This is a genomic window from Pseudomonas sp. LW8, from assembly GCF_041956865.1.
GTDB lineage: Bacteria > Pseudomonadota > Gammaproteobacteria > Pseudomonadales > Pseudomonadaceae > Aquipseudomonas > Aquipseudomonas siliginis.
In genome coordinates this window covers 5,585,753-5,612,591 of the sequence record NZ_CP168138.1, presented here as the reverse complement: position 1 = coordinate 5,612,591, position 26,839 = coordinate 5,585,753, and the positions used below count along the sequence as shown (strand labels likewise).

The 26,839-nt window shown below is 59.9% G+C and carries 26 protein-coding genes and 1 pseudogene; 7 read left to right on the top strand and 20 right to left on the bottom strand.

Translation table 11 applies throughout. The annotated features are described in order from the left end of the window. Positions 1–70: 70 nt before the first annotated feature. Positions 71–454 carry a hypothetical protein gene (locus tag AB9L16_RS25520; protein ID WP_007920327.1) on the top strand — a complete coding sequence of 128 codons (384 nt, stop codon included), beginning with the start codon at positions 71–73 and terminating at the stop codon, positions 452–454. Positions 455–642: 188 nt separating this feature from the next. Then, a complete protein-coding gene (locus tag AB9L16_RS25515; protein ID WP_375122871.1) occupies positions 643–3,207 on the top strand; it encodes a hypothetical protein in 2,565 nt (854 codons plus the stop codon). Positions 3,208–3,295: 88 nt separating this feature from the next. Here the strand turns inward: AB9L16_RS25515 and AB9L16_RS25510 are convergent, their stop codons facing one another. The 6 genes from AB9L16_RS25510 to exbB form a co-directional block, all read right to left on the bottom strand. After that, positions 3,296–4,696, bottom strand: a complete 1,401-nt coding sequence (locus tag AB9L16_RS25510) for an aminoacyl-tRNA deacylase and HDOD domain-containing protein (RefSeq protein WP_041476626.1) — start codon at positions 4,694–4,696, stop codon at positions 3,296–3,298. A gap of 79 nt (positions 4,697–4,775) precedes the next feature. Next, the gene (recG, locus tag AB9L16_RS25505) at positions 4,776–6,851 is read right to left on the bottom strand and encodes an ATP-dependent DNA helicase RecG (RefSeq protein ID WP_375122870.1); all 2,076 of its coding nucleotides are present in this window, start codon (positions 6,849–6,851) and stop codon (positions 4,776–4,778) included. Between the two features lie 9 nt (positions 6,852–6,860). Continuing rightward, positions 6,861–7,790, bottom strand: a complete 930-nt coding sequence (locus tag AB9L16_RS25500) for a hydrogen peroxide-inducible genes activator (RefSeq protein ID WP_024014805.1) — start codon at positions 7,788–7,790, stop codon at positions 6,861–6,863. Between the two features lie 216 nt (positions 7,791–8,006). Next, complete coding sequence (locus tag AB9L16_RS25495; protein ID WP_024014804.1) at positions 8,007–8,753, bottom strand: energy transducer TonB; 747 nt, start codon at positions 8,751–8,753, stop codon at positions 8,007–8,009. Further along, positions 8,750–9,178, bottom strand: a complete 429-nt coding sequence (exbD, locus tag AB9L16_RS25490; RefSeq protein WP_016772535.1) for a TonB system transport protein ExbD — start codon at positions 9,176–9,178, stop codon at positions 8,750–8,752. The genes AB9L16_RS25495 and exbD overlap by 4 nt, the downstream gene beginning before the upstream one ends. 6 nt (positions 9,179–9,184) lie before the next feature. Continuing rightward, positions 9,185–10,138, bottom strand: a complete 954-nt coding sequence (exbB, locus tag AB9L16_RS25485; protein ID WP_041476629.1) for a tonB-system energizer ExbB — start codon at positions 10,136–10,138, stop codon at positions 9,185–9,187. A gap of 188 nt (positions 10,139–10,326) precedes the next feature. On the opposite strand from exbB, the gene AB9L16_RS25480 reads away from it, so the two are divergent. After that, the gene (locus AB9L16_RS25480; RefSeq protein ID WP_095181235.1) at positions 10,327–11,181 is read left to right on the top strand and encodes an SDR family oxidoreductase; all 855 of its coding nucleotides are present in this window, start codon (positions 10,327–10,329) and stop codon (positions 11,179–11,181) included. Positions 11,182–11,268: 87 nt separating this feature from the next. Here AB9L16_RS25480 and AB9L16_RS25475 read toward each other — a convergent pair whose 3' ends face one another. The 6 genes from AB9L16_RS25475 to AB9L16_RS25450 form a co-directional block, all read right to left on the bottom strand. Further along, the gene (locus AB9L16_RS25475; protein ID WP_252868469.1) at positions 11,269–12,009 is read right to left on the bottom strand and encodes a hypothetical protein; all 741 of its coding nucleotides are present in this window, start codon (positions 12,007–12,009) and stop codon (positions 11,269–11,271) included. Positions 12,010–12,074: 65 nt separating this feature from the next. Next, positions 12,075–12,455 (bottom strand): RidA family protein, encoded by a 381-nt coding sequence (locus AB9L16_RS25470; RefSeq protein ID WP_014340863.1) that lies wholly within the window; start codon positions 12,453–12,455, stop codon positions 12,075–12,077. Positions 12,456–12,479: 24 nt separating this feature from the next. Further along, entirely contained in the window at positions 12,480–14,585 is a 2,106-nt protein-coding gene (gene spoT, locus AB9L16_RS25465) for a bifunctional GTP diphosphokinase/guanosine-3',5'-bis pyrophosphate 3'-pyrophosphohydrolase (protein ID WP_007920338.1), read from the bottom strand. A 57-nt stretch (positions 14,586–14,642) separates the two neighbouring features. Continuing rightward, positions 14,643–14,906 carry a DNA-directed RNA polymerase subunit omega gene (rpoZ, locus tag AB9L16_RS25460; RefSeq protein ID WP_008030604.1) on the bottom strand — a complete coding sequence of 88 codons (264 nt, stop codon included), beginning with the start codon at positions 14,904–14,906 and terminating at the stop codon, positions 14,643–14,645. Positions 14,907–15,074: 168 nt separating this feature from the next. Beyond that, positions 15,075–15,695: a guanylate kinase gene (gene gmk, locus AB9L16_RS25455; protein WP_039757364.1), complete on the bottom strand. Its 621-nt coding sequence runs from the start codon at positions 15,693–15,695 to the stop codon at positions 15,075–15,077. 12 nt (positions 15,696–15,707) lie between these two features. Beyond that, the gene (locus AB9L16_RS25450) at positions 15,708–16,571 is read right to left on the bottom strand and encodes a YicC/YloC family endoribonuclease (protein ID WP_016770639.1); all 864 of its coding nucleotides are present in this window, start codon (positions 16,569–16,571) and stop codon (positions 15,708–15,710) included. Between the two features lie 268 nt (positions 16,572–16,839). On the opposite strand from AB9L16_RS25450, the gene rph reads away from it, so the two are divergent. The 3 genes from rph to gltS all read left to right on the top strand — a co-directional run bounded on the left by rph (position 16,840) and on the right by gltS (position 19,535). Beyond that, the gene (gene rph / locus AB9L16_RS25445; protein WP_027610407.1) at positions 16,840–17,562 is read left to right on the top strand and encodes a ribonuclease PH; all 723 of its coding nucleotides are present in this window, start codon (positions 16,840–16,842) and stop codon (positions 17,560–17,562) included. 25 nt (positions 17,563–17,587) lie between these two features. Further along, the gene (locus AB9L16_RS25440; RefSeq protein WP_016772541.1) at positions 17,588–17,956 is read left to right on the top strand and encodes a DUF4870 domain-containing protein; all 369 of its coding nucleotides are present in this window, start codon (positions 17,588–17,590) and stop codon (positions 17,954–17,956) included. Between the two features lie 370 nt (positions 17,957–18,326). After that, complete coding sequence (gene gltS, locus AB9L16_RS25435) at positions 18,327–19,535, top strand: sodium/glutamate symporter (protein ID WP_056791569.1); 1,209 nt, start codon at positions 18,327–18,329, stop codon at positions 19,533–19,535. Positions 19,536–19,602: 67 nt separating this feature from the next. Here gltS and AB9L16_RS25430 read toward each other — a convergent pair whose 3' ends face one another. Next, the gene (locus tag AB9L16_RS25430; protein ID WP_016772543.1) at positions 19,603–20,382 is read right to left on the bottom strand and encodes an exodeoxyribonuclease III; all 780 of its coding nucleotides are present in this window, start codon (positions 20,380–20,382) and stop codon (positions 19,603–19,605) included. Positions 20,383–20,464: 82 nt separating this feature from the next. Between AB9L16_RS25430 and pyrE the strand changes: the two genes are divergently transcribed. Then, the gene (gene pyrE / locus AB9L16_RS25425; RefSeq protein WP_056791572.1) at positions 20,465–21,109 is read left to right on the top strand and encodes an orotate phosphoribosyltransferase; all 645 of its coding nucleotides are present in this window, start codon (positions 20,465–20,467) and stop codon (positions 21,107–21,109) included. Positions 21,110–21,211: 102 nt separating this feature from the next. On the opposite strand, the gene AB9L16_RS25420 is transcribed toward pyrE, so the two are convergent. From AB9L16_RS25420 to coaBC, 7 genes and pseudogenes are all read right to left on the bottom strand, one after another. Next, positions 21,212–21,604 (bottom strand): hypothetical protein, encoded by a 393-nt coding sequence (locus AB9L16_RS25420; protein ID WP_150637124.1) that lies wholly within the window; start codon positions 21,602–21,604, stop codon positions 21,212–21,214. Beyond that, on the bottom strand, positions 21,591–22,163 hold the full coding sequence (locus AB9L16_RS25415; RefSeq protein WP_016772546.1) for a hypothetical protein: 573 nt from the start codon (positions 22,161–22,163) through the stop codon (positions 21,591–21,593). Before AB9L16_RS25415 ends, AB9L16_RS25420 begins: the two co-directional genes overlap by 14 nt. 15 nt (positions 22,164–22,178) lie before the next feature. Next, positions 22,179–22,391, bottom strand: coding sequence for a hypothetical protein (locus AB9L16_RS25410; RefSeq protein WP_056791581.1), 213 nt, complete (start codon positions 22,389–22,391; stop codon positions 22,179–22,181). A 196-nt stretch (positions 22,392–22,587) separates the two neighbouring features. After that, positions 22,588–23,493 carry an acetylglutamate kinase gene (gene argB, locus AB9L16_RS25405; RefSeq protein ID WP_016772548.1) on the bottom strand — a complete coding sequence of 302 codons (906 nt, stop codon included), beginning with the start codon at positions 23,491–23,493 and terminating at the stop codon, positions 22,588–22,590. A gap of 17 nt (positions 23,494–23,510) precedes the next feature. Continuing rightward, positions 23,511–24,914: pseudogene (locus AB9L16_RS25400) on the bottom strand (phosphomannomutase/phosphoglucomutase); the annotation flags it as partial. Positions 24,915–25,153: 239 nt separating this feature from the next. Beyond that, the gene (gene dut, locus AB9L16_RS25395) at positions 25,154–25,609 is read right to left on the bottom strand and encodes a dUTP diphosphatase (protein ID WP_016772550.1); all 456 of its coding nucleotides are present in this window, start codon (positions 25,607–25,609) and stop codon (positions 25,154–25,156) included. A 5-nt stretch (positions 25,610–25,614) separates the two neighbouring features. Next, positions 25,615–26,823, bottom strand: coding sequence for a bifunctional phosphopantothenoylcysteine decarboxylase/phosphopantothenate--cysteine ligase CoaBC (gene coaBC, locus AB9L16_RS25390; RefSeq protein ID WP_016772551.1), 1,209 nt, complete (start codon positions 26,821–26,823; stop codon positions 25,615–25,617). Positions 26,824–26,839: the final 16 nt, after the last annotated feature.

Here is a 26,839-nt window from a genome sequence, read left to right as displayed (position 1 = left end):
AGATACTGGCGTTATCGTCCGAATCCCTTACACTGCCCCGGCCGTTCATTTTCCTTTTGAGGCTGTGCGCATGAAATTTCGTTTTCTCCTGTGGATGATGGGTTTGTTGATGGGTAAGGCCAGCCGGACAAATCCTGCGTTCCAGCAGCAGTTGGGTGACAAGGATCTGGTGTTTCAGTTGCAGACGCTGGACGGGAAAGTGGCGCGGCATTTCGTGGTCAAGGATCAGCGCATCACCAGCAAGTCTGGCGTGGTGGCGGAGCCGGCGTTTGCGATTGCGTTTAAAGATGCCGGTTATGGCTTTGCCACAATGCAGGCGAAGAACAAGCAGTTGGCGTTTATGCAGGGGATTCAGGACAAGTCGATCCAGCTCAAGGGCAATCCGGCGCTGGTGATGTGGTTTCAGGGGTTGATGAAGTATTTGAAGCCGAGGAAGGCAAAGGCCAAGGCTTGAGATTTTTTTGGGTTGGCTTCAAGCGAAGCACAATGAAGAATCGTGCGTTCTTTGGCTCGCAAAGTCTTTATTCAGGCCTGTAAAGACGGTCGAACTGTCATTTCTGTCAGGTGCTTTGCTCATCTTCGCGATGCTCTACTCAAGCTCCGGTCCCGTAAAGGACGCCACGCACTTGATGGAGCAAGAACATGACTCAGGCTCAGGACTTGACCACCCCAGGTACCCCCGATCCCTCTTTTGCCCTGAATGGTTTATTGAAATTACCGATACCGGGCATTGCAAGCCATGAGGCTGCGGCCGTTTTGGCCCTTCCCGACGGGAAGTTGCTGGTCGCTCTTCCTCTGGAAGGAAGTGACGCGCTGCTGGCCATCGCCCGATTGAACGAAGACGGTACGCTCGACAAGTCCTTCGGAAGTCATGAGACGGGTTTCGTCGAGATATCTTTGAACGGCGCTAGCATCAGCACCGTGTTTGGGCTCGATGCGTTGCGGGACGGCGGCTGGCTGGTGCGCGTTCAATACTTCACACAGAAGGCCGTCGATGCCGGCCAAGCAATGATCCGCTTGAAAGGCGACGGTGAGCTGGACGATTCGTTCGGCGATAAAGGCGTGAGTTTATTTTCTTTCTACAAGATCCCGGGCTCCACGCTTGCGTCGTCGGCAGGGGCGAAGTCAAGCCAAAAGTCCCCCGCTACAGATGCCTCTACCGTCTCTGCAGTTCAGCAGGCCGATGGCAAAATCGTCCTGCTCCATTTCCTGCTGATCGATGAGCCATGGCCATCGCCCGTCGTGATGCGTCTTTTGGCAAACGGCTCGCTCGATCCATCATTTGACGGCGCGGGGTACGTCTTGGTGGATGTCGGTGCCACCTCGAGCACCGCTGGCGCTATCGCTGTTCAAGCCGATGGCAAAGTATTGGTTTGCGGCGTTTTTCAGAGTGGTGAGACAGCCTCCGGAGTTTTTCTGGCACGTTTGGACGTAGCGGGGAAGCTGGATAAGGATTTCAACAACGGCCAGGCGAAGCTGATTTTCGACGAGGATGGCGAGAGCTCTTTGAACGCTGTTTCGGTGCGCGAAAGTGATGGCAGGATCGTTGCGGTGGGTGACGCCTGGCAAAAGAACGTCCATGGCGGGTTGGTGGTTGTGCTGAACGCCAGCGGAGCATCCAATCTTGTATTCAATAATGGCCAGCCTCTGTTTTCCCCGTTACTGCCAGACGGATTGACGTGGCGGCATACATCACAGCTCGACGGCTCGATCATTGTCGTTGGAGCCGGTGATTCCGCGGTAATTACCGCGCGCTTTCTCGCAGACGGCAAGCTGGACACGGCCTTCAACGGTATTGGCTATACGCTATTCGATAACGTAGCGGGGCCAGTGTTTCCTCATGATCTGGCAATCATGGAGGACGGTCGGATAGTGGTGTCCATGACCCACACCAGCCTTTCTGACCCTTCCCGGGTGGATGGCTGGATCACTCGCTATCTAAGCGCAAACCTGACGAGTGGCACGCTGAATTTTGATCCGTCTTTTGGCGAAAACGGCATTGTCAGATTTCCGCTTGGAGGATTGTCTGAGTTTGACGTAAGAGCGGTATTGGCTCTGCCGGACAACAAGTTGCTGGTGGCTGTTCGTCGACGCAAGGATGGCCTGGAAACGCTGATCGCCCGGCTTCTGGAGGACGGCCAACTGGACCTCGGTTTTGGTGAAGAAAAGACCGGATTCGTCGAGATTTCACTCAAGGACGGTTTGTATATGCACTCGATGCTCGAGTTGACGCCGTTCCCGGATGGCGGTTGGCTCGTTCGTGCCGAGTACCAGAACAATGGGCCTGATGTTTCTGCCGGGCTGGTTGTCGTGAAACAAGACAAAGATGGACGGCTGGATCACAACTTTGCTGACCAGGGTGTGCGTTACATTCCTTATGCGCAGATGGGGAGCGCGGGTCATGGCGACAATGTCTTGCGGCAAGACGAGAAAATCCTGCTGGTCGGCTCCGTCGAAGACGACACTGGCCGTGTGAGCGGCATCGTCATGCGGCTCAATGCGGATGGCTCCGACGACACCACGTTCAATGGCACGGGTTTCGCGCTTGTCGAGCTCGCTGGCATTGCATACCAACACAGTTCTGCGCAGCTGGTCGTGCATCAACCTGACGGCGCTGTGGTGGTTGGTGGCAGCTATAGCGGGCCATCTTCGGGCGCTTACGTCATTCGATTCGACGCTAACGGCAAGATCGACAGGTCATTCGGCGAGAGCGGTAACGGAGTCGTGACCCTCTCAGGTGAGGATGAGATCCACCTGTCCGCCGTTTCAATTGTGGATAGCAAGATTGTTCTTGCAGGGGCTGCCGTAAGGGACGGTGGTATGCGTGGAGTGATTGCGGTACTCACATCCAAAGGTTCCTACAATCTCGTATTCAATAATGGTAAACCGTTGTTATCCGACTTCGTCCCGCAAGGTTTGAGATGGTTGCGCTGTGTAGCGCGACCTGACGGTTCAATCGTCGTCAGCGGCGACACCGGAATCGGAGTCACCGACGATGATCCGAGTGCGATCACGGCGAAGTTTTTGGCGGACGGAACACCGGACCTGTCATTCAACGGCACAGGGTTCAGCATCTTCGACGAGGCCGGGGTCCTGGAGGCTCTTCATGACATGACGGTACTGGGGGACGGCCGAATTGTAGTGGGAGGGTATTTCATTGGAAGCTTCCCGAACCCGCAGGGCTGGGTGATTCGGTACCGCGGTTGATTACGCCAATAATCAACAGTTGGCCGCAACGCACCCGCTCCTGAAGATCGCATCGATCTTGTGGGAGCGGGCTTGCCTGCGAAGCTTTTCAGGCCTGGCTGAACTGCGAAGCCAGTTCACGCAGCAGCACTTCAGCCTCAAGCACTTTGCTGACGACATCGTTGGCTTTGTCACGGCTCAGGCCGACGCGTTCAAGCAGGGCATCCGGAATATCTTCATCCGGCCCGGAGCCAATCCCGCGGCTGCGTAGCAGGCGTACGGCCAGGCAGACGAGGTTCGGGTATTCGGCGTAGGCGCCGTCGTAGCTTGGGTCGTGCTGGAAGCGCAGGGCGGTGGCCAGTTCATCCGGCATGTCCCAGTAGCGCATCAGCCACGAGCCGATCTGTTCACGGCTGATACCGAGCAGGTGTTGCTCGATGTAGCTGTGGCACAGGTGCGGGTTGACCTCCAGGTGGCGGCAGATCAGCGAGAAGTGCGGCGGGAACACGTGGGCCAGCAGCAGGTAACCGAAGTTATGCAGCAGACCGGCCAGATACGTCAGGCCGGCTTCCGGGCGCTGGGCGCGCGGCATGGCGCGGGTCAGGCCTTCGATGACGGCGGCGGTGTAGATCGACTGCTGCCAGTACGGCGTGGTGTGTTGCGGGTGGTCTTTCGGCAGGCTCAGGGTCTTGCCGAGGGCCAAGCCCAGCGCGAGGTTGATCACCAGATCGAAGCCCAGCACGCGGACGATCGCGTCTTCCACCGAACGAATCTTGCCCGGCGAGGCGTAGTACGGTGACGCCGCCCAGCTCACCACTTGCGCGGCCAGCGCCGGGTCGGTTTCAACCACGCCGGTGATGTCGTCGATGGTGGCATTGGGGTCAACGCGCAGCTTGATGATTTTTTGCGCGGTTTCGGCCAGCGGCGGAATCTCGATGGTCGCTTCCAGACGCTGCTGAATGCGCCGCGCGGTGAACGCCTGCACGGCCTGGGTGATTTCCTCGCGGTCATCGTCCGGGCGGTCGAGGTTCGGGCGGATGCTGCTCAGGGCTTCGCCGAAGTTGGCGGCGCTGGCCTTGGTCAGCATCGATTTGAAGTCTTCGCTGCTGATTTCCAGCAGCAGGCCCGGCTCGCCGGAGTTGATCAGCAGCTTCGGCTCGCGCAGCAGGCTTTCTTCGTAGAGGCACGGCGAACTGGTTAGCGCCGGCAGGCCTGGGAGCAGGCTCAGATTGTGTTTGCCGAGCATCTTTTCCAGGCGTTCGGTGGACACGGCTGTGAGTCGGCGACCAGTGAGTTCGGCGAGGCGATTGAGATCCAGCAACTGGCTCTGTGGAAACAGCACCATCAACGCGCCCACGGCGTCGTCCAGCAACACGGCCTGCACTTTGCGCGAGGCATTGAGGCCGTGGTGGTCGAGCACTTCTTCGTAGGCAACGCCCAGCTTGTTGAGCAGCAGCCGAATAACAGACGGAGCTTGCGGAGATTCGGGGACGAGAGCAGCTTCGGTCATGGTCTGTATCCGTTTTTGAAACAATGGCAGGAGTATAACCAGCTCTGTAGGAACGATCCTGCACAAACTGCGACGGTGCTCACACTTGGCCGTATTGCTGCCCATGCCGCAGCCAACGGTCAAGCAATGGGCTGACGTGGGTCGGCCAGCGCTCCAGCAAAGCCTGGGCTGCATCGCGCACGGCGGGCAATAAATCGGCGTCGCGCATCAGGTCGGCGACCTTGAATTGCAGCAGGCCGGTCTGGCGGGTGCCGAGCATTTCCCCGGGGCCGCGCAGTTCGAGGTCCTTTTCGGCGATAACGAAACCGTCGTTGGTCTCGCGCATGATGCCCAGGCGCTGGCGACCGATCTGCGACAGCGGCGGATGGTAGAGCAGTACGCAATGGCTGGCGGCGCTGCCCCGGCCGACGCGACCACGCAACTGGTGCAACTGTGCGAGACCAAGGCGTTCAGGGTTTTCGATGATCATCAGACTGGCGTTGGGCACGTCGACGCCGACTTCGATCACCGTGGTCGCGACCAGCAGTTGCAGGTTGCCGGCCTTGAACTCGGCCATGACGGCGGCTTTCTCTACCGGTTTCATGCGCCCGTGAATCAGCCCGACCTTCAATTCGCCGAGGGCGGCGGTGAGGTCTTCAAACGTGGTTTCGGCGGCCTGGCAGGTCAGCTCTTCCGATTCTTCAATCAGCGTACATACCCAATAGGCCTGACGACCTTCAGCGCAAGCGCTGCGCACCCGTTCGATGACTTCGACGCGGCGGGTGTCGGTGACCAGCACGGTGTTGACCGGGGTACGCCCGGGCGGCAATTCATCGAGGATCGAGGTGTCGAGGTCGGCGTAGGCGCTCATCGCCAGCGTCCGTGGAATCGGTGTGGCGGTCATGATCAGTTGGTGCGGGCACATGCGCCCGCCAACGCCTTTCTGCCGCAGTGCCAGACGCTGTTGCACGCCGAAGCGGTGCTGTTCGTCGATGATCACCAGTGCGAGGTTCTTGAACTGCACTTCGTCCTGGAACAGCGCGTGGGTGCCGACCACCATTGGTGTTCCGCTGGCGATCTGCTCCAGCGCGGCGACGCGGTTTTTGCCTTTGAGCTTGCCGGCCAGCCACGCGACTTCAATGCCAAGCGGTTCGAGCCAGCGCTTGAAGGTGATGAAGTGTTGTTCGGCGAGGATCTCGGTCGGCGCCATCAATGCAACCTGGTAACCGGCCTCCAGCGCTTGCAGTGCGGCGAGGGCGGCAACCACGGTCTTCCCCGCGCCAACGTCACCCTGAATCAGCCGCAACATCGGTTCGTGCTGACTGAGGTCGTAGGCGATTTCGTTGCCGACGCGCTTTTGCGCGCCGGTCGGGTTGAAGCCGAGGTTGGCCAGGTATTTCGGCGGCAGCTTTTTCGCTTTCGGCATCGCTGGGGCGCGCAAGGAACGCATGCTTTCGCGCAGACGTTGCTGTGAAAGTTGGTGCGTCAGCAGTTCTTCGAAAGCGAGACGATGCTGCGCCCAGTGATGGCCAAGGGCGAGTTCATCGACGTCGGCATCGGCGGGCGGGTTGTGCAGGTAACGGATCGCGTCGGCCAGCGGCGCCAGTTGGTAGTCGCGGGCCAGTTCGGTCGGCAGCCAGTCCGGCAGGGTGCTCGGCTTGAGCAGCGTCAAGGTCTGCATGCACAACTGGCGCAGGCGCTGCTGGGTCAGGCCTTCGGTGAGCGGGTAGACCGGGGTCAGGGTTTCATCCACTGGCGGCGGTTCGTCGCCGGTGATGGCGCGGTATTCGGGGTGGTAGATTTCCAGGCCTGAGGCGCCGGGCCGGGCTTCGCCGTAGCAGCGAACCCGCGTGCCACGCTTGAGCCCTTCCTTCTGCGCGTTGCTGAAATGGTAGAAGCGCAGGCTCAGCCCGCCGGTGCCGTCCTGCAAGCGCACGACCAGACTGCGGCGGCGACCCATGACCACGTCGGCACCGCTGACGGTGCCTTCGACCACGGCGTCCTGCCCCGGTCGCAATGCGCCGATCGGCACCACGCGGGTGCGATCCTGATAACGCAGCGGCAAGTGGAAGAGCACGTCCTGCAGATTCTCGAGGCCGACCTTGGCCAGTTTCTCGGCCATGGCTTCGCCGACACCCTTGAGTGCCATCACCGACACTTGCGACAGCTCCGTCATGACGCTCGCTTAACCGGCCGTGACCGGCGCCGCTGGCTTGGCCACCGAGCACAGGCGAATGGAGTCGGCGAGGATCTCGATGGCTTTCGGCCGTGGGAAGCTGGCGCGCCAGGCGATCGCCACGGTGCGGAACGGCACCGGCGCGGTCAGTGGACGCACTTCAATCACGCCGGGGGCGTAGTGATGGCTGTCCACCGCCGACAGCGGCAGGATCGAGATGCCCAGGCCGGACGCGACCATGTGGCGAATGGTTTCCAGCGAGCTGGATTCTACCGTGGTGTGCTTGGCGCCGTCGTTGCCCTTGGTCAGAGTCGGGCAGGCTTCGAGCACCTGATCGCGGAAACAGTGACCTTCACCGAGCAGCAGCAGGCTCTTGTCGTTGAGCAGGCCGGCGTCGATGGATTCTTTCTTGGTCCACGGATGCTGGGCCGGCATGAGCACGTAGAACGGCTCGTCGTAAAGCGGCAGGGTCAGCACGTCGGCTTCATTGAACGGCAGGGCGATGATGATCGCGTCGAGCTCGCCGTTGCGCAGTTTGTCGCGCAGCACGTGGGTGAAGTTTTCTTCGATGTACAACGGCATCTGCGGGGCGACCCGGTGCAGTTGTGGAATCAGATGCGGGAACAGGTACGGGCCGACGGTGTAGATGGCGCCGACTTTCAGCGGTGCGGTCAGCTGGTTCTTGCCGGCCTGGGCCAGTTCGCGAATGCCTTGGGCTTGTTCGAGGACTTTCTGCGCCTGGGCGACGATGCCCTCGCCGACCGGGGTCAGGCGCACGGCGCTTTTGCTGCGCTCGAAAATCAGCACACCGAGTTCGTCTTCAAGTTTTTTCACGCCCACCGACAGCGTCGGCTGACTGACGTGGCAACGCTCGGCGGCATGGCCGAAGTGCTGCTCTTGGGCGAGGGTAACGATGTAGCGTAATTCTGTGAGGGTCATAGCAAGCGTCCATGAAGATGCGCGCCAAGCATACCGGCTGCAATCGATAGACGCACGTTATCAGACTGCGGGCTGAGTGCGACACCGGTCGAGGTCGGTTTGCCGCTGGCAGATATGCAAAAGGCACCTTTCGGTGCCTCTTGGCTTGGTTCTCTCGGCTGGCGGAGAACCTTGTGGGAGCTGGCTTGCCAGCTCCCACAGGTATTGCGGTGCTTCTTAGCGGCGGCGTTCCAGCGAATAAACAAACGGCGCAACAATTTCGATCGAGCCGTTGTTGAGCATGTCGGCCGGAGGCTTGGGCAGCGGTTGCGCGCGGCGGATCATGTCCAGGGTGGCCCGGTCCAGATCAGCGTTGCCAGAGCGGCCCACCAGTTCGAACGACAGCACATTACCTTCGCCATCAACCACGAAACGCAGACGATTCAAGCCTTCCTTGCCCCGCGACTGCGCACTCTGCGGGTACTTCTTGTACTTCTGCAGATGCGCGAGCAGGGCGCCTTGCCAACTGGCCTTGGCCGCGACTTGAGCTGGCGATGGGCCCGGTGCCGGCTGGGCGGATTTCTCCGTCGGTGCCTGGGTCGGCTGGGTATCGGCCGGTTTCTCCTCGGAAGGTTTCTCCTTCGGCGGCTCGGGCAGCTTTTTCTCGACCGGCTTCGGCGGTTTTGGCTTGGGCTTCGGCTTGGGTTTCGGTACCGCGATTTCCGCTTTTGGTGCTTCAGCCAGTTTCGGGATCGGCAACTCTTCAACCGGAGCCGGTGGCTGCGGCGGTGTGACGACTTTCGGCGGAGCCGGCGGTGGCGGGGCAGGCAACGGGGCCAGCTCGACCATCATTGCCTGCGGCGGCAATTCGATGGGCGGGCGGGCGGTCCAGTTCAGCGCCAGCGCGATGGCCAGCGCGTGCACGCCCAGCACCACGGCCAGGCTACCGCTGTAACGCGTCAGCTTATGGCGCGTCGTGATCATTTCTTGGCTGCCGTCTCAAGTCCGACCAGACCGACCTTCAGGTAACCGGCGGCGCGCAGGCTGTCCATCACGCTCATCAGGTCACCGTAATCCACGCCTTTGTCAGCCTGGAAGAAGATCGTGGTGTCTTTCTTGCCCTGGGTCTTGGCGTCGAGGGTGGCGCCGAGGGTTTCGGCTTTCACTTCGTCGTCACCGAGGAACAGGCGCTGGTCCGCTTTCACACTGAGGAACACCGGTTTCTCTGGCCGCGGCGCCGGTTTGGCGGTCGAGGCCGGCAGGTCGACTTTGATGTCCACAGTGGCCAACGGCGCGGCCACCATGAATATGATCAACAGCACCAGCATCACGTCGATGAACGGCGTGACGTTGATTTCGTGGTTCTCGGCCAGATCGTCGTCTGCGCCTTCTTTCAAATGCAGGCCCATGGCCGATTACCCCACTTTAACCATGTGCGGCTGCGAGCTGCGCTCAGGCTGGTGGTCGAGATCGCGGCTGACCAGCAACAGGACTTCTGCCGAGGCATCGGAGACCTGCGCCTTGTAACCGGCGATGGAACGGGCGAAGACGTTGTAGATCACCACAGCAGGAATCGCCGCAACCAGACCCAGTGCAGTGGCCAGCAGCGCTTCAGCGATACCCGGTGCGACAACTGCAAGGTTGGTCGTCTGGGTTTTGGCGATGCCGATGAACGAGTTCATGATGCCCCACACGGTACCGAACAGACCTACGAACGGTGCGGTCGAACCGATGGTGGCGAGGACGCCGGTGCCGCTGCTCATGTTGCGACCGCAGGCAGCAACGAGGCGCTCGAGGCGGAAGCTGACGCGTTCCTTGATGCCTTCTTTCTCGCGGCTGTTGACCGACAGGCGCATCTCTTCAAGCGCGTCATGCACCAGCAGGTTGGCGAGGGTGCCTTCCTTGCCAGCCGTGGCGCTGGCTTCCTTGAGGGTGGTGGCTTTTTTCAGTGCAGCGATTTCGCCACGCAGACGACGCTTGGCGCCCATCAGCTCGAAGCCTTTGGCGATCCAGATAGTCCAGGTGATGATCGAAGCGATGGCCAGACCGATCATCACGATTTTCACGATGATGTCGGCGTTCTGGTACATACCCCACGGCGAAAGGTCGTGGGCCATGCCCAAGGTGTTGTCGGCTTCGAGGGCTTCAGGTGCGTCGGCGGCGTCGACAGCCTGCACCGGATCGGTGGCGGCTGGTGCAGCCGGAGCGGCAGCGGGTGCGCTCTGCTCGGTGGCGGCTGGGGTGGCGGGCGCTTGGGCGTCGGCGAAGGCGGCGGTCGGTGCCAGCATCAGGCTGAGCAACAGAGCCGCGACGGCGCTCCAGGCGCGAGGTCGAGTGGTTGGCGAAGCGGGAGTTTGATTACGTGTCATGCTGGCCGGACCTGAGATAGAAAAACGTTGTTGCTCTTCCAGGCCTCGTGAGGCCGAGAACAAAAGTGGCGTGCATTATTGCAAGTAATTCTTGTTAACAAAAGTAATAGAGTAACTTTTTTTCCTTCATTGCTAGCCGTTCGTCCTGTGCCAGAGCTAGTCTGTGCCTTTCCGATGGGAGTTTTCTGATGTCCGCGCCTTCTGTTTTGATTGCCGGTTGTGGTGATGTCGGCAGTCGTCTGGCCACGCAATTGCTGGCGGCTGGCTGGCAAGTCCATGGCCTGCGCCGCGACGTTTCCAAGCTGCCGGAGGGTGTCATCGGCGTCGCCGGCGACCTGTTCAGCGAAGAGTGCCCGGCGACCTGGCCGGTAGGCGCTGTCGATTATCTGGTGTATTGCGCTGCGGCCACCGATCACGACGAAGAGGGCTATCGCAAAGCTTACGTGCAGGGTTTGCAGAATGTGCTGAGCTGGCTGGGTGACTATGGGCAAGTGCCTGAGCGGCTGATCTTCGTGTCCAGCAGCAGCGTGTACGGCCAGCAGGATGGAGCATGGGTGGATGAGACCTCCGAGACTGTCGCGGCCGGATATTCAGGTCGCTTGATGCTCGAAGCCGAGCAGGTCGCGCTCAATAGCGGCATCCCGGCAAGCGTGCTGCGCCTGACCGGCATTTACGGCCCGGGCCGCGAGTGGCTGTTGACTCAGGTGCGTCGCGGCTATCGCGTGGCTACGGAGCCACCGCTGTATGGCAATCGTATTCATGCCGATGATGCAGCGGGGCTGCTGGCGTTCTTGCTGGAAAAAGACCGCGAGGGCGTCAAGCTGGACGAGCTCTTTATCGGTGTGGATGACGCGCCTGCGCCATTGGCCGAAGTGGTGGGCTGGTTGCGCGAGTACCTGGGTGTGACTGAATGGGCGGACGACGCCAGTGTGCGGCGCACCGGCAGCAAGCGTTGCAGCAATGCGCGGGCGAAAGCGTTGGGGTGGGTGCCGAAGTATCCAAGTTACCGCGAAGGCTATGCAGCGATCCTGGAAGGTCGCTAAAAGCAAAAGATCGCAGCCTTCGGCAGCTCCTTCAGGAAAATGCATTCCAAAGTAGGAGCTGCCGAAGGCTGCGATCTTTTCAGCGGGTTACTGCTTTTCCAGCAACCACTTGCGCTCACCTGCGGCAAACTGCGGTTGCTCATCTGCCAGCGCAGCATTGACTGCCTGCAGAATCTCCAGCTCCTTGCCCTTGCGCACAAAGATCCAGTTGTTGCCCTGGCCATTGAGTTGCAGCCACATGCTGTCGTTGCCATTGCTCATGGACGCGCAATCGCCGGCCAGACACAAGGCATAACGGTCAACGCCCGGCAGGCCGGTCACCTGGCCGTCGGCCTGGAACTGCACGGTGCCGCCTTCACCCTGGCCGCTGGCGATGGTCCAGTTGCCGCCCAGGTATGCTGAGTAGAGCGCGCGTTCGAAGCTGGCACCGATTGGCGCGCCTTCCGGCACGGGGATTTGTGCGCGATCGAAGACTTGTTCGGGTTCGTTGTCGCTGGCAGCTTGTTGCAGGCGCCCGCCGTCGCGTTTCAGTTCGCTGGCGGAGCTGCCGTAGAAGTCGACCTTCCAGGCGCCGGACTCTCCGCCCAGCAGCCGTCCTTCGACGTTCTCAAAACCGTTGGTGTAGCGGGCCTGACCGGCCTTGGTGTTGACGTCCCACTCCAGATTCGGGCCGTAAGCCTGCAGCGCTTCACGCAGGGGACCGCCCTTGGCGGCGGCATCGATCGCCACCTGGTTGATCCAGGTGCCGCTGATGTCACGGTCGGCAGGGTCGCTGGCGCAGCCGCCGAGAAACAGGGCGAGCAGCGAGAGAGCTAGCGCTTTGCGCATGGTGAAATCCTTTCAAAACCTTTTCTTGCGGCAGTCGGCGCGGCGTGAAGGCCGCGCCGTGCGCATCACTCGATGACCAGAATGGCATCCATTTCAACCTGCGCACCCTTCGGCAGGGCGGCCACGCCAATGGCGGCGCGGGCAGGGTATGGCTGGTCGAAGTACTTGCCCATGATCTCGTTGACCTTGGCGAAGTGGCTCAGGTCGGTGAGGAAGATGTTCAGTTTGACGATGTCCTTGAACGAACCGCCGGCAGCTTCGGCCACGGCTTTGAGGTTCTCGAAGACCTGGACGGTCTGGGCTTCGAAGCCCTCAACCAGTTCCATGGTTTTTGGGTCCAGAGGAATCTGGCCCGACATGTACACGGTGTTGCCTGCCTTGATCGCCTGGGAGTAAGTACCGATGGCGGCCGGGGCCTTGTCGCTGGTGATGACGGTTTTGGTCATGTAGGACTCCTTGTAATAGGCAGGTTATGCGCGCATGCGGGTGATGCGGATCACCCCGGTCAAGGCGCGCAGTTTCTTGATCACGCGGGCCAGGTGCACACGGTCGTGGACGCTGACCACCAACTGCACGACGCTGATGCGACCATCGCGTTCGTCCATGCTGATTTTCTCGATATTGCCGTCGGCCGCGTTGACGCTGCTGGCCAGCAGGGCGATCAGGCCGCGCTGGTGTTCCAGCTCGACGCGCAACTCGACGTTGAATTCGCCGGTGACATCCTTGGCCCACGAGAGCTGGATGCATTTTTCCGGGTTGTGCCTGATTTCGCTGATGTTGCGGCAGTTATCCAGGTGCACGACCATGCCTTTGCCCGCCGACAGGTGCCCGACAATCGGGTCGCCCGGGATCGGCGTGCAGCATTTGGCGTAGCTGAGCACCAGGCCTTCGGTACCGCGAATCGCCAGCGGACCTTCCGGGCTCGGCAGCTGCTCACCTTCGCCGAGCAGGCGACGGGCAACGACATAGGCCATGCGGTTGCCCAGGCCGATGTCTTCGAGCAGGTCTTCGATCAGTTCGAGGCGGTACTCGGTAAGCATTGCTTTGACGCGCTCTGCCGGGATCTTCTCCAGGGAGCTGTCGAAACCGTTGAGGACCTTGTTCAGCAGGCGTTCGCCAAGACTGATGGACTCGGAGCGGCGTTGTAGCTTCAGCGCATGACGAATATGTGTGCGTGCCTTGCCGGTGACCACGAAGTTGAGCCACGCCGGGTTCGGCCGTGCGCCGGGAGCGCTGACGATCTCGACCGTGGAGCCGCTTTGCAGCGGTTCCGACAGCGGCGCGAGACGACGATTGATGCGGCAGGCGATGCAGCTGTTGCCGACATCGGTGTGCACTGCGTAGGCAAAGTCGACCGCCGTGGAGCCTTTTGGCAGCTCCATGATCCGGCCTTTGGGCGTGAACACGTAGACCTCGTCCGGGAACAAGTCGATCTTCACGCTTTCGATGAATTCCAGCGAGTTGCCGGCACGTTGTTGCATTTCCAGCACGCCTTTGACCCACTGGCGAGCGCGGGCGTGCGTGCCTTTCGGTTGCTCGTCACCGCTGGATTTGTACAGCCAATGGGCGGCGATGCCGTTGTTGGCCATTTCTTCCATTTCGCGGGTGCGGATCTGGATCTCGATCGGTACACCGTGCATGCCGAACAACGTGGTGTGCAGCGACTGATAGCCGTTGGCCTTGGGGATCGCGATGTAATCCTTGAAGCGCCCTGGCAACGGTTTGTACAAATTATGCACAGCACCCAATACGCGGTAGCAGGTATCGACCTTGTCGACGATGATCCGGAACGCGTAAACGTCCATGATTTCGTTGAAGGCCCGACGCTTGCCGCGCATTTTCTTGTAGATGCCGTAGAGGTGTTTCTGCCGACCGCTGACTTCGCCCTGGATGCCGTCGATGGCGAGGCAATGGCCGAGGGACTCTTCGATCTTGTTGACGATTTCCTTGCGGTTGCCCCGGGCGCGCTTGACCGCCTGGTAGATCCGCGCGGAACGCATCGGGTGCATGGCCTTGAAGCCGAGGTCTTCGAATTCGATGCGGATCGCGTGCATGCCCAGCCGGTTGGCGATGGGTGCGTAGATCTCGAGGGTTTCCTTGGCGATACGCCGGCGTTTTTCGCCGGACAGCACTTCCAGCGTGCGCATGTTGTGCAGACGGTCGGCGAGCTTGACCAGGATCACCCGGATGTCGCGCGCCATGGCCATGGCCATTTTCTGGAAGTTTTCAGCCTGTGCTTCGGCCTTGGTTTCGAAGTTCATCTGGGTCAGTTTGCTGACCCCGTCGACCAGTTCGGCCACGGTTTCACCAAACTGCGCTTGCAGCGCTTCCTTGGCGATACCGGTGTCTTCGATCACGTCATGCAGCATCGCGGCCATCAGGCTCTGATGGTCCATGTGCATGTCGGCAAGTATATTGGCCACGGCAAGAGGATGCGTGACGTACGCCTCACCACTGCGACGGCGTTGACCGTCATGGGCTTGTTCGGCGTAGAAATACGCTCGGCGGACCAGGTTGACCTGGTCGTTGCCGAGGTAGGTCGATAAGCGATCGGCGAGGGCGTCTATGCTCGGCATGATGATTCCTGCCGAAAGCTGTGACCCCGCGCCGTGCTACGTCGACCAGGCATAGGCTTAGACGGCCTCGTTCGACTCGTCCTCGAACGCTGCGAACAGCGGTTCATCCTGGACGATTTCCTGCTCGGCGATGAACTCGTAGCTCATCAGGCCTTCAGCAATTTCACGCAGCGCGACAACGGTCGGCTTGTCGTTTTCCCACTGCACCAATGGCTCTTTGCCGCCGGTGGCCAGTTGACGGGCACGCTTGGTAGAGAGCATGACCAGCTCAAAGCGGTTTTCCACGTGTTCTAGGCAGTCTTCAACGGTTACGCGGGCCATGGTATTCCTCGGAGCGAATGCAATATGCGCGCTGCCCGGTTGGGCGAGCGGACTGAGCAGTTTAAAAAATCACCAGCGATTAGGGAAGCGCTGATTTTTTGACCAGACCCTTCAACGCGCTGCAAGCACCAATGTAAAGCGCTTGCAGGCATTTTGGGAAGTGCTGTTTTAGCCGAGCAATTCAGCCAGCAATTTGCCGAAACGCACTTGCTGGCGTTTCTGTTGCAGCTGATTGGCGCGGAAAATCGCTTTCAGATCGTCCAGCGCGTGGGCGAAATCGTCGTTGATGATCAGGTAATCGTAATCGACGTAATGGCTCATCTCGCTGACCGCTTCGCGCATGCGGCCGTCGATGATCTCGTCGCTGTCCTGGCCGCGGTTGGTCAGGCGCTGGTGCAGGGCTTGCAGCGATGGCGGCAGGATGAAGATCGAGCGCGCTTGCGGCATCAGCTTGCGCACTTGCTCGGCGCCTTGCCAGTCGATTTCCAGAATCAGGTCGTGACCTTCGTCCAGAGTCTGTTGCAAACGGCTTTGCGAGGTGCCGTAGAAGTTGCCGAAGACTTCGGCGCGTTCAAGAAAGTCGCCGTGCTCGCCCATCTTCACGAACTCTTCGCGGGTCACGAAATGGTAGTTCACGCCATCCACTTCGCCCGGGCGCATGGCGCGGGTGGTGTGCGAGACCGAAACGCGGATCTCCGGGTCGGCGTCGGTCAACGCCTTGACCAGACTGCTCTTGCCCGCGCCCGATGGCGCGGAAATGATGTACAGGGTGCCGGTGTGTTGGGTCATGTCAGGGTAGCCTTACTCAATATTCTGCACTTGTTCGCGCATCTGCTCGATCAACACCTTGAGGTTGACGGCGGCCTGGGTGCTGCGCGGGTCGAAGGCTTTGGAGCCCAGTGTGTTGGCCTCGCGGTTGAGCTCCTGCATCAGGAAGTCCAGACGCCGCCCGGCGGCACCACCGGACTTGAGCACCCGGCGGACTTCGATGATGTGAGTGCTCAGGCGATCCAGTTCTTCGGCCACGTCGCTTTTTTGCGCGAGGATGACCATTTCCTGTTCCAGGCGCTGCGGGTCGAGCTCGGCCTTCATGTCGGCAAAGCGGTCGAGGACCTTCTGGCGCTGGGTGGCGAGCATCTGCGGCACCAGTTCACGCAGGGTCACCACGTCTTCTTCGATGGAAGTCAGGCGGTCGTTGATCAAGCGAGCCAGCTCCGCGCCTTCGCGCTCGCGACCAGCCTTCAGATCCTTCAAGCCCTGATTGAACAGCGCCAGCGCTTCGGCGTTCAGCGCTTGCGGGTCGGTCGCATCGGCCACCAGCACGCCGGGCCAGGCCAGCACTTCCAGCGGATTCAGCGCAGCAGGATTCTTGATCAGCCCGGCAACGGTTTCCGCAGCGGCCACCAGTTGTGCGGCGCGTTCGCGGTCCACTTGCAGCGGTTTGCCGGTGCTTTCTTCGGTGAAGCGCAGCGTGCATTCCAGTTTGCCCCGCGACAGGCCCTGACGCAGTGCTTCACGCACGGCGCCTTCGAGGTCGCGAAACGATTCGGGCAAGCGCAGGTGCGGTTCCAGATAGCGGCTGTTGACCGAGCGCAGTTCCCAGCTCAGGGTGCCCTGAACGCCGGCTTTCTCGACGCGGGCGAAGGCGGTCATGCTGTGCACCATGGCGGTGACCTCGCAATGCAGATCGGCGCGAAACGCTGTTTCGCAGGCGCGATTTCAATGAATTTAAGCCGACTGGCAGCAAAGGCGCAGGATTGTAGCGCAGTGCGGCGAATGCGCCCAAACACACGGTGTGACAAAGCGCTGCAGCCCGTCGGTTATGCGCGCTCGAGGGGCTTCGGTCGTCGGCCGGCGGTTTTAACCAGTGCCCACTCGCGGTGCAGCGCTCTATAATGCTCGGCAGTTTTCCGTCCTCAGTACAGGTATCCCTATGAAACGTCCAAGTGGTCGCGCTGCCGATCAGCTCCGCTCGATCCGCATCACCCGCAACTACACCAAACACGCCGAGGGATCCGTACTGGTCGAATTCGGTGATACCAAAGTCATCTGCACCGTCAGCGTCGAAAATGGCGTGCCGCGCTTCCTCAAAGGCCAGGGCCAGGGCTGGTTGACTGCCGAGTACGGCATGCTGCCGCGCGCCACCGGTGAGCGTAACCAGCGTGAGGCCAGCCGTGGCAAGCAGGGCGGTCGTACTCTCGAAATCCAGCGTCTGATCGGCCGCTCCCTGCGCGCGGCGCTGGATATGTCCAAGCTTGGCGACGTGACCCTGTATGTCGATTGCGACGTGATCCAGGCCGATGGCGGTACTCGCACCGCGTCCATCACCGGCGCCATGGTTGCGCTGGTCGATGCCCTGAAAGTGATCAAGAAGCGCGGCGGCCTGAAAGGCGGTGACCCGCTCAAGCAGATGATCGGTGCAGTCTCGGTGGGCATGTATCAGGGCGAGCCGGTGCTGGATCTGGACTATCTTGAAGATTCCGCTGCTGAAACCGACCTGAACGTAGTGATGACCAGCACCGGCGGTTTCATCGAAGTGCAGGGCACTGCTGAAGGCGCGCCGTTCCAGCCTGAAGACTTGAACGCCATGCTGGAACTGGCGAAGAAAGGCATGAACGAGATCTTCGAACTGCAGAAGGCTGCACTGGCCGACTGAGGTTTTCGACCACAAGGAGGACATGATGAGTGACGAGCAAGAGTTGCTGCCCAAACCGAGCCAGGAGGTTCGCCAGTGGGCAATGTTCTGTCACCTGTCCGCCTTGCTGGGGATCTGGATTCCGTTCGGCAATCTGATCGGGCCGTTGATCCTATGGCAGATGAAGCGCGAGAAAGACCCGTTCATCGATGCACAGGGCAAAGAGGCGTTGAATTTTCAGATCACGGTGGCGATAGCCTCAATGATCTGCTTCCTGCTCATGCTGCTGATCATTGGTTTCTTCCTGTTTGGTTTGTTGGCGATCGCCGCACTGGTCCTGACGATCATTGCAGGGGTCAAAGCCAACGAAGGTTTCCCATACAGATATCCGTTCACCTGGCGATTGATCAAGTGAAAGTCTGTTGTATCGCAATATGAAAATACCCCGACTTATCGGGGTATTTTTATTTGTGCAACTTAATAATTGGTTTTTGTTGTAGGACTAGTCTGTTAACGATGTGCGGTTTGGCATTTATTTGCTGATATTCCTCTATTACATCTTTGGTCACAACTGATCGGTCCAGTGCTTATTCCCGTTCTTGTTATTGGCGCGAGCTGGTTGTTAAAGTTGCCCGATGTAATGTTTCGGTTGAAACATTCCGATATGTTCAAGCCATCGATGGCACTTGAATTCCCCAGTAATCAGTGTTGAGAAAATCAGCCGGTTCACCCGTCGAGCCCAGGTAAACGCTCGCCTCGTGAATACTTAGCCAAGAATAATCCACATGATTGAGCTCGATTTCTACGGCACGCTCGTGGCCGCTTCTTTAGTACTGCTGCTCGGACGCGGACTTGTTACGCGTGTCGGCTTTCTGCGAAGTTACAATATTCCTGAACCGGTAGCAGGCGGCCTTGTGGTTGCCGTGCTCCTGTTGATATTGCGCACTTTCGACATTGAAGTCCGCTTCGATACATCATTGCAAACCCCCCTGATGTTGGCTTTCTTTGCCACCATTGGCTTGAGTGCTGACCTTGCCAGTCTGAAGAAGGGCGGCCGCATTGTCGGTATCTTCCTGCTGGCGGTCATTGGCTTGCTGGTGGTGCAGAACGCCATGGGCATCGGGTTGGCAACCCTGCTCGGGCTCGACCCTTTGATGGGCTTGCTGACGGGCTCGATCACGCTGGCCGGCGGCCACGGCACTGGCGCTGCATGGGGCGCGGTGTTCAGCGAGAAATATGGCCTGGCGTCGGCTTCAGAGCTGGCGCTGGCCTCAGCGACGTTCGGTCTGGTGCTGGGTGGTCTGATCGGTGGGCCCGTTGCCCGGTTGCTGATCAAGCGCGTGCAAGTGCCGGGTTGCAATCCGCAACAAGCGCCGCGACTGCCAAGAGGTTTTGAACAGCCAAACAAGGAACGCTCAATCACGCCGTTTTCGTTCGTCGAGACGCTGGCGCTGATTGCCGTCAGCCTGCTCGCTGGCAACCTTCTGAATGGCGTTCTGCATGGCACTGCGTTCGAACTGCCGACGTTTGTTTGCGTGCTGTTTGTAGGTGTGGTGTTGCGCAACAGTCTGTCAGCACTTGGCTTGTATCAGGTGTTCGAGCGTGAAGTTTCCGTGCTCGGCAATGTCAGCCTCTCGCTGTTTCTGGCGATCGCGCTGATGTCGCTGAAGCTTTGGGATCTGGCGGCGTTGGCATTGCCGATCTTCATCATTCTGGCCGTGCAGGCGCTGGTCATGGCGCTGTTCGCGATTTTCGTAACGTTTCGGGTGATGGGCAGCAACTATGATGCCGCCGTACTCGCTGCGGGACACTGCGGCTTTGGGCTGGGTGCCACGCCTACGGCCATTGCCAACATGCAAGCGGTGACGCAGCGCTATGGCCCTTCGCAAATCGCGTTTCTGGTGGTGCCGATGGTAGGAGCGTTCTTCATCGATATCGTTAACGTCATCGTGATCAAGCTGTACCTGGCCTTGCCATTCTTCGCTGCGGTTTAGGAAGCACGGCGCATAAAAATGCCCGCATCTCACGATGCGGGCATTTTCTTTGGCTGCGATACGACGCTTAGATGGTCAGCGTCCAGTCGTAGTCGACGATCAACGGCGCGTGCTGCGAGAACCGTGGCTGACGCGGCAGGCGTGCACTGCGCACCGAGCGACGCAGGCCCGGGGTCAGGATCTGATAATCGAAACGCCAGCCCAGATTGAGCATCTCGGCCTGTTCGTTATCCGGCCACCAGCTGTACTGATCGCCTTCGCGGCTGACTTCGCGCAGCGCATCGACGTAGCCCATGTTGCCGACAATCTCGTCCATCCAGGCGCGTTCCGGCGCCAGGAAGCCTGGAGATTGCTGGCTGTCGCGCCAGTTCTTGATGTCGAGTTTCTGCTGCGCAACGTACAGCGAGCCACAATAAATGTACTCGCGACGTTTGCGTCGCTGTTTGTCCAGGTACTTGCCGAAATCGTCCATGAGCTTGAACTTCTGGTTCAAGTCCTCATCGCCGTTCATCCCCGAAGGAAACAGCAAGGTGGCAATACTGACTTTGTCGAAATCTGCTTGCAGGTAGCGCCCGTAGCGGTCGGCCGTCTCGAAACCGAGACCGCTGATGACAGCCTTCGGTTGCAACCGCGAATACAAAGCCACGCCGCCTTGGGCAGGGACTTCAGCATCGCAGGCATAAAGGAAGTAGCCATCCAGTTGGAAGGCTGGGTCATCCAGTTCAAAGGCGGAGGCACGGGTGTCCTGCAGGCAGATGACGTCGGCATTCTGGGCTTGCAGCCAACTGAGCAAACCGCGCTCGACTGCCGCCTGAATACCATTGACGTTCACACTGATGATCCGCATAAATGGCCCCAAAAATCGCGTGCGTGTATGATACACGGCGTCAAGCTAATTAGCTAAATCCGTGGTATTTGGGGTTTTTTTCATGCAAGCGTATCAGCGCGATTTCATTCGTTTTGCCATCGATCGCGGCGTTTTGCGCTTCGGTGAGTTCACCCTGAAGTCCGGGCGCACCAGTCCCTACTTCTTCAACGCCGGCCTGTTCAACTCGGGTTCGGCCCTGGCGCAGCTGGGGCGTTTCTACGCCGCCGCCATCACCGAGAGCGGCATCCCCTTCGACGTTCTGTTTGGCCCGGCTTATAAAGGTATTCCGCTGGCGGCCACGACCGCCGTTGCGCTGGCCGAGCATCACGATCGTGATCTGCCGTGGTGCTTCAACCGTAAGGAAGCCAAGGCCCACGGCGAGGGCGGCAGCCTGGTTGGCGCGCCGCTGACTGGCGAAGTCTTGATCATCGACGACGTGATCACCGCCGGCACCGCCATTCGTGAAGTGATGCAGATCATCGCTTCCCAAGACGGCGCCAAAGCCGCCGGTGTGCTGATCGCGCTGAACCGCCAGGAGCGTGGCAACGGCGAATTGTCGGCCATCCAGGAAGTCGAGCGTGACTTCGGCATTCCGGTGATCAGCATCGTCTCGCTGAATCAGGTGTTGGAGTTCCTCGCCGACGATCCGCAGCTCAAGCAACACCTCCCAGCCGTGGAAGCGTACCGCGCCCAATTTGGCGTGTGATACGCACCTGTAGGAGCTGCCGAAGGCTGCGATCTTTTGATCTTGTTTTTCAGGATCAAGATCAAAAGATCGTCCGATCGCGGCCCGAGCCTTCGGCAGCTCCTACAGTGGTCTACGCAGTTTTTGCCATTTGATCAGCAGTCTCAGCGCCAGTCCCGCATTGACCAGCGCAAACACCAGCAGCGCTACAACCACCATCACGTACAACGTGCGATCCACATCGAAATCCCACAAATCCAGCGTGCTGCTGTCGATGATGCCAACCGCAGCCGGCAAGTTGACGTAAAACAGCGCCACAAACGCGCACGTCAGTGGCACTGCTTGCCAGCAGAAAGCAGCCATCACCTTGTCTCGACTGCGCTTTCGGCCCTGCGAACCTTTTTGAAATTCATCCTCAGCCAACGCTGCATTAAGCGCCGGCCATGCCAGATTGAACATGAACGTGGTCAGGGTCAGCAGCAAGCCACTGACCGCGACGATGTCACTGAACGGCATTCAGACCCAGCGTTGCACAGAGCAATGCGTGGGAATCTTCGCTGATCTCGAATTGCCCGGCGCTGCCCTTGCGTTTGGTGATGGGTTTGAAGGTCGGCTCGTTCTGGGTGATGAGCATGTTCAATTCATCGCGGATCACGTCCGAGCTGATCACCACCAGAAACACGTTTTGCGCATGCTCGGCGGACTGGATTACGGCGCGCATGCTGTGCTGCAGGATGTCGTCGAGCTGGTTGCGAAAACGCGAAACGGTGTTCTTCAGCAGGGTTTTGCTTTGGCTCTGGGTCAGTTGAAAGATCGTCGAGATCTGCGATTCGGTCGGCAGGGTTTGCCCGAAGTAACTCTGAATGAGATACAGCAGGCGATCCTGCTTGGCTTCGTCGGCCCGGCTGGGCATGCCGCCCTCGACCAGCATTTTCAGGTATTCGGTCAGGCTGGCTTTGGCGATGCGCTCCAGCGCATGGGCGATTTCCGCATCGCCGATGCGCAAGGTCTTTTTCACCGGTTCCTTCTGTTCCTGCTCGAAAGCATCGGCGTCGATCGTGAACGAGATCTGCATGAGTCGCCGCTCCGGTTATTTGTCGCTGGCGGCTGGGTAGGGATCCTGGGGTGCATCTCCTTGGCCGGTGAGCACTTTCCAGCCCTTGAGTGGGTGAGAGGCTTCGGTGAAGTCAGGGCAGGGCGGCATCGAAGTCTGCGAAGGGGCTGAATACTCTCGGCCGCAGTCCACGCAGGCGTAAGTGCCAGCCGAAATGTCACTGCCGTAAGGAACGCTGTTTTTTTGCATGGGAAGATCTCCGTTGGATGAGGGGAAGATCCTATGGAGATTTGTTCTGGAGGGATGTCGGACGTTTCGCTGTGTCGAGTCAGGCGTTTCCTGCGCGCACAAAAAAGATCGCAGCCTTCGTCAGCTCCTACAGAAATTTCGCATCAACGAAATTTGCAGGCGCTGCCGCAGATTGCGATCTCCGGTGTATCAGCGATCAAGGACGCTTGCGATTGCTGATCAGCGTACCCACGCCAGTATCAGTGAAGATTTCCAGCAGAATCGCGTTCGGCACACGACCGTCGATGATCAACGAACTACCTACGCCACCCTGAACCGCTTCCAGTGCGCAGCGGATCTTCGGCAGCATGCCGCCGTAGATCGTGCCATCGGCGATCAGGTCGTCGACCTGCTGCGTGCTCAGGCCGGTCAGCACGGTGCCCGACTTGTCCATCAGGCCGGCAATGTTGGTCAGCAGCATCAGCTTTTCAGCTTTCAGTGCTTCGGCAACCTTGCCCGCCACCAGGTCGGCGTTGATGTTGTACGACTCGCCGTTCTCACCGACGCCAATCGGCGCAATGACCGGGATGAAGTTGCCTTTGACCAGCAGATTCAACAGCTCGGTATTGATGCCGACGACTTCGCCGACGTGGCCGATGTCGATGATTTCCGGCTGGGTCATCTCCGGGGTCTGGCGGGAGACGGTGAGCTTCTTCGCCCGGATCAGCCCGGCATCCTTACCGGTCAGGCCGATGGCGCTGCCGCCATGGCGGTTGATCAGGTTGACGATGCTCTTGTTGACCTGACCGCCAAGGACCATTTCCACCACGTCCATGGTCGCCGCGTCGGTAACGCGCATGCCGTCGACGAAGTGGCTTTCGATCGACAGGCGCTTGAGCAGATCACCGATCTGCGGGCCGCCACCGTGCACCACCACCGGGTTGATGCCCACGGCTTTCATCAGCACGATGTCGCGGGCGAAGCCGGTTTTCAGCTCCTCGCTTTCCATCGCGTTGCCGCCGTATTTGATCACCAGGGTCTTGCCGACATAGCGTCGGATGTAAGGCAGCGCTTCGGACAGGACCTTGGCAGTGTTGGCGGCGGCTTCGCGTTCGAGGGTCATTCAGGGCTCCGGGTGGATCAGAACGGTAGTTGGAGATCAGGTGCAACGCGTTTCAGTTGGGCGTGGAACACATCCTTGATGCGCTGCAATTCAGCCTCGTCATCGGCCTCGAAGCGCAGCACCAGCACCGGTGTGGTGTTGGATGCGCGCACCAGGCCCCAGCCTTTGGCGTAATCGACACGCACGCCGTCGATGGTGGTCAGGTCGGCGCCTTCGCCCCACTGAGCATCGTGCAGTGCATCAATGATGCTGAATTTGCTCTCTTCGGTCACATGGATATTGATTTCCGGCGTGGAAATATCGTTCGGGAAGGTCGCAAACAGCTCTTCCGCGGTGGATTTTTCCTTGCTGAGGATCTCCAGCAGACGTGCGGCGCTGTAGATGCCGTCGTCGAAACCGAACCAGCGTTCCTTGAAGAAGATGTGCCCGCTCATTTCGCCGGCCAACAGCGCGCCGGATTGTTTCATTTTCTTTTTGATCAACGAGTGACCGGTCTTCCACATTAGCGGCCGACCGCCGTATTCCTTGATCAATGGCACCAGGCGACGGGTGCATTTGACGTCGAAGATGATTTCCGCGTCCGGGTTACGCGCCACTACGTCGCGAGCGAACAGCATCAGCAGACGATCCGGGTAGACGATACTGCCGGTGTTGGTCACCACGCCAACGCGGTCGCCGTCACCGTCGAAGGCCAGGCCGATATCGGCGTTGGTCTCTTTGACTTTGGCAATCAGGTCTACGAGGTTTTCCGGTTTGCCCGGATCCGGGTGATGGTTCGGGAAGTTGCCGTCGACTTCGCAGAACAGCGGGATGACTTCGCAGTTCAGCGCTTCGATCAGTTGCGGGGCGATCACGCCGGCCGCGCCGTTGCCGCAGTCGACCACGACTTTCAGGCGACGAGCGAGTTTGATGTCCTGGACGATTTCGGTGTTGTAGCGGTCGAGGATTTCGACCTGAGTGACGCTGCCCTGGCCGCTGCTCAGGTCATTGTTCTTGATGCGCTCGTGGAGCACTTGAATCTGCTCGTTGGCGAGGGTGTCGCCGGCGATGACGATTTTGAAGCCGTTGTAGTTCGACGGATTGTGGCTACCGGTGAGCATCACCCCGGACTTGCCGGCCAGCACGTTGGCGGCGTAGTACAGTGCCGGCGTGGGCACCAGGCCGACATCGCTGACGTGGCAACCGCTCTCGGCGATGCCGCGAATGAGTTCCGCGACCAGCTCCGGGCCGGACAGGCGACCGTCACGACCGACCGACACGTTCGGTTCGCCCTGAGCCAGGCTCTGCGAGCCGATGGCGCGACCGATCCAGTAGGCGGTTTCACCGTTGAGGAATTCCGGCACGGTGCCACGAATGTCGTAGGCGCGGAAAATGCTGTCAGGCAGCTTCGGGGCGATCTTGGCGGGGGTGCTCATCTGTGGACATGCTCCATCTCGAAAAGGGCGGGACAGACCGGCGAATGATTCGACGGCAGGCTCAAACTGAAGGGTATGACGGCGTTTTCCACAGAGAGTTCGTGCTATGAAAGGGCCATGACGCCCCGGCTGGCGTGGCTTTCGGCCGGCAAAACCTTGATTTACGGTGTTAAAACCTGCTGCCGATGTAGCGCATTTTTTGTGGCGAGGGGATATATCCCCTCACCACAATAATTTCTATCCGGTTATTTGGTGCCGGTATGGCCAAAACCACCGGTACCGCGCTCGGTCTCGACAAACTCTTCAACCATTTCGAAATGTGCTTGCACTACCGGTACCAGCACCAATTGCGCCAGGCGTTCGCCGACGGTCATGGTGAAGTCGCTCTGGCCGCGGTTCCAGCAGGAGACCATCAGCGGACCCTGGTAATCGGAGTCGATCAGGCCGACCAGATTGCCCAGCACGATGCCGTGTTTGTGGCCCATGCCCGAGCGAGGCAGGATCAGTGCGGCGAGATTCGGGTCGCCGATGTACACCGACAGGCCGGTGGGAATCAGCACGGTTTCACCCGGTTTGATCACGATGTCCTGTTCCAGCATGGCGCGCAGGTCGAGGCCGGCGGAGCCCGGCGTGGCGTATTGCGGCAGCGGGAATTCGGTGCCGATGCGTGGATCGAGGATCTTGGCTTGCAAAGCGTGCATGTAAATTAAACCTGGTTCAGACGTTCGGCGATAAAAGTGACCAGTTGGCGAGCGATCTTGCTCTTGCTGGTCTGGGCGAAAACCGTGGCGTGCAGCTCACGGTCGATGACGCTGCAGGCGTTTTCTTCGCTGTTGAAACCGATGCTCGGGTTGGCGACGTCGTTGGCGACGATCAGATCGAGATTCTTGTCCTTCAGCTTGCGTGCAGCGTAGTCGAGCAGGTGTTCGGTTTCGGCGGCGAAGCCGACACTGAACGGACGGTCGGGACGGGTCGCGATGGTGGCCAGGATGTCCGGGTTACGCACCATTTGCAGGACGAAGCCGTCGCCGCTCGTAGGATCTTTCTTGAGTTTATGCGGAGCTACTACTTCCGGGCGGTAGTCCGCCACCGCTGCCGACGAGATGAACACATCGCAAGGCATGGCCGATTCGCAGGCGGCGAGCATGTCGCGGGCGCTGACCACATCGATCCGCGTCACGCGATCCGGCGTCGGCAGGTGCACCGGGCCGCTGATCAACGTCACACGGGCGCCGGCTTCCACGGCTGCTTCGGCGAGGGCAAAACCCATTTTGCCGGAGCTGTGGTTGGTGATGTAACGCACCGGGTCGATGTTTTCCTGAGTCGGGCCGGCGGTGATCACCACATGCTTGCCGGTCAGGGCCTGGCGCTGGAAGCAATCGGCGGCGAGCAGTGCCAGATCGGTGGCTTCCATCATGCGGCCCATGCCGACGTCGCCGCAGGCCTGGCTGCCCGAGGCCGGGCCGAAAGTCTTCAGGCCACGGCTCTCCAACAGTTGCAGGTTGGCCTGGGTCGCCGGGTCGCGCCACATCGCCTGGTTCATCGCTGGTGCGACGGCAACCACGGCATCAGTGGCCAGCACCAGCGTGGTCAGCAGATCGTTGGCAATGCCTTGGGCCAGACGGGCGATCAGGTCGGCGGTGGCCGGGGCGATCAGCACCAGATCGGCCCATTTCGCCAGCTCGATATGGCCCATGGCGGCTTCGGCGGCAGGGTCGAGCAAGTCGAGGTGAACCGGGTGGCCCGACAGGGCCTGCATGGTCAGCGGGGTAATGAATTCGGCGCCGCCATGGGTCATGACCACGCGCACTTCGGCACCCTGGTCGATCAGGCGGCGAACCAGATCGGCGCTCTTGTAGGCCGCAATGCCGCCGCCGACGCCCAGAACGATGCGTTTCCGATACAGCCGCTGCATAGGTCTGCCTTTCATT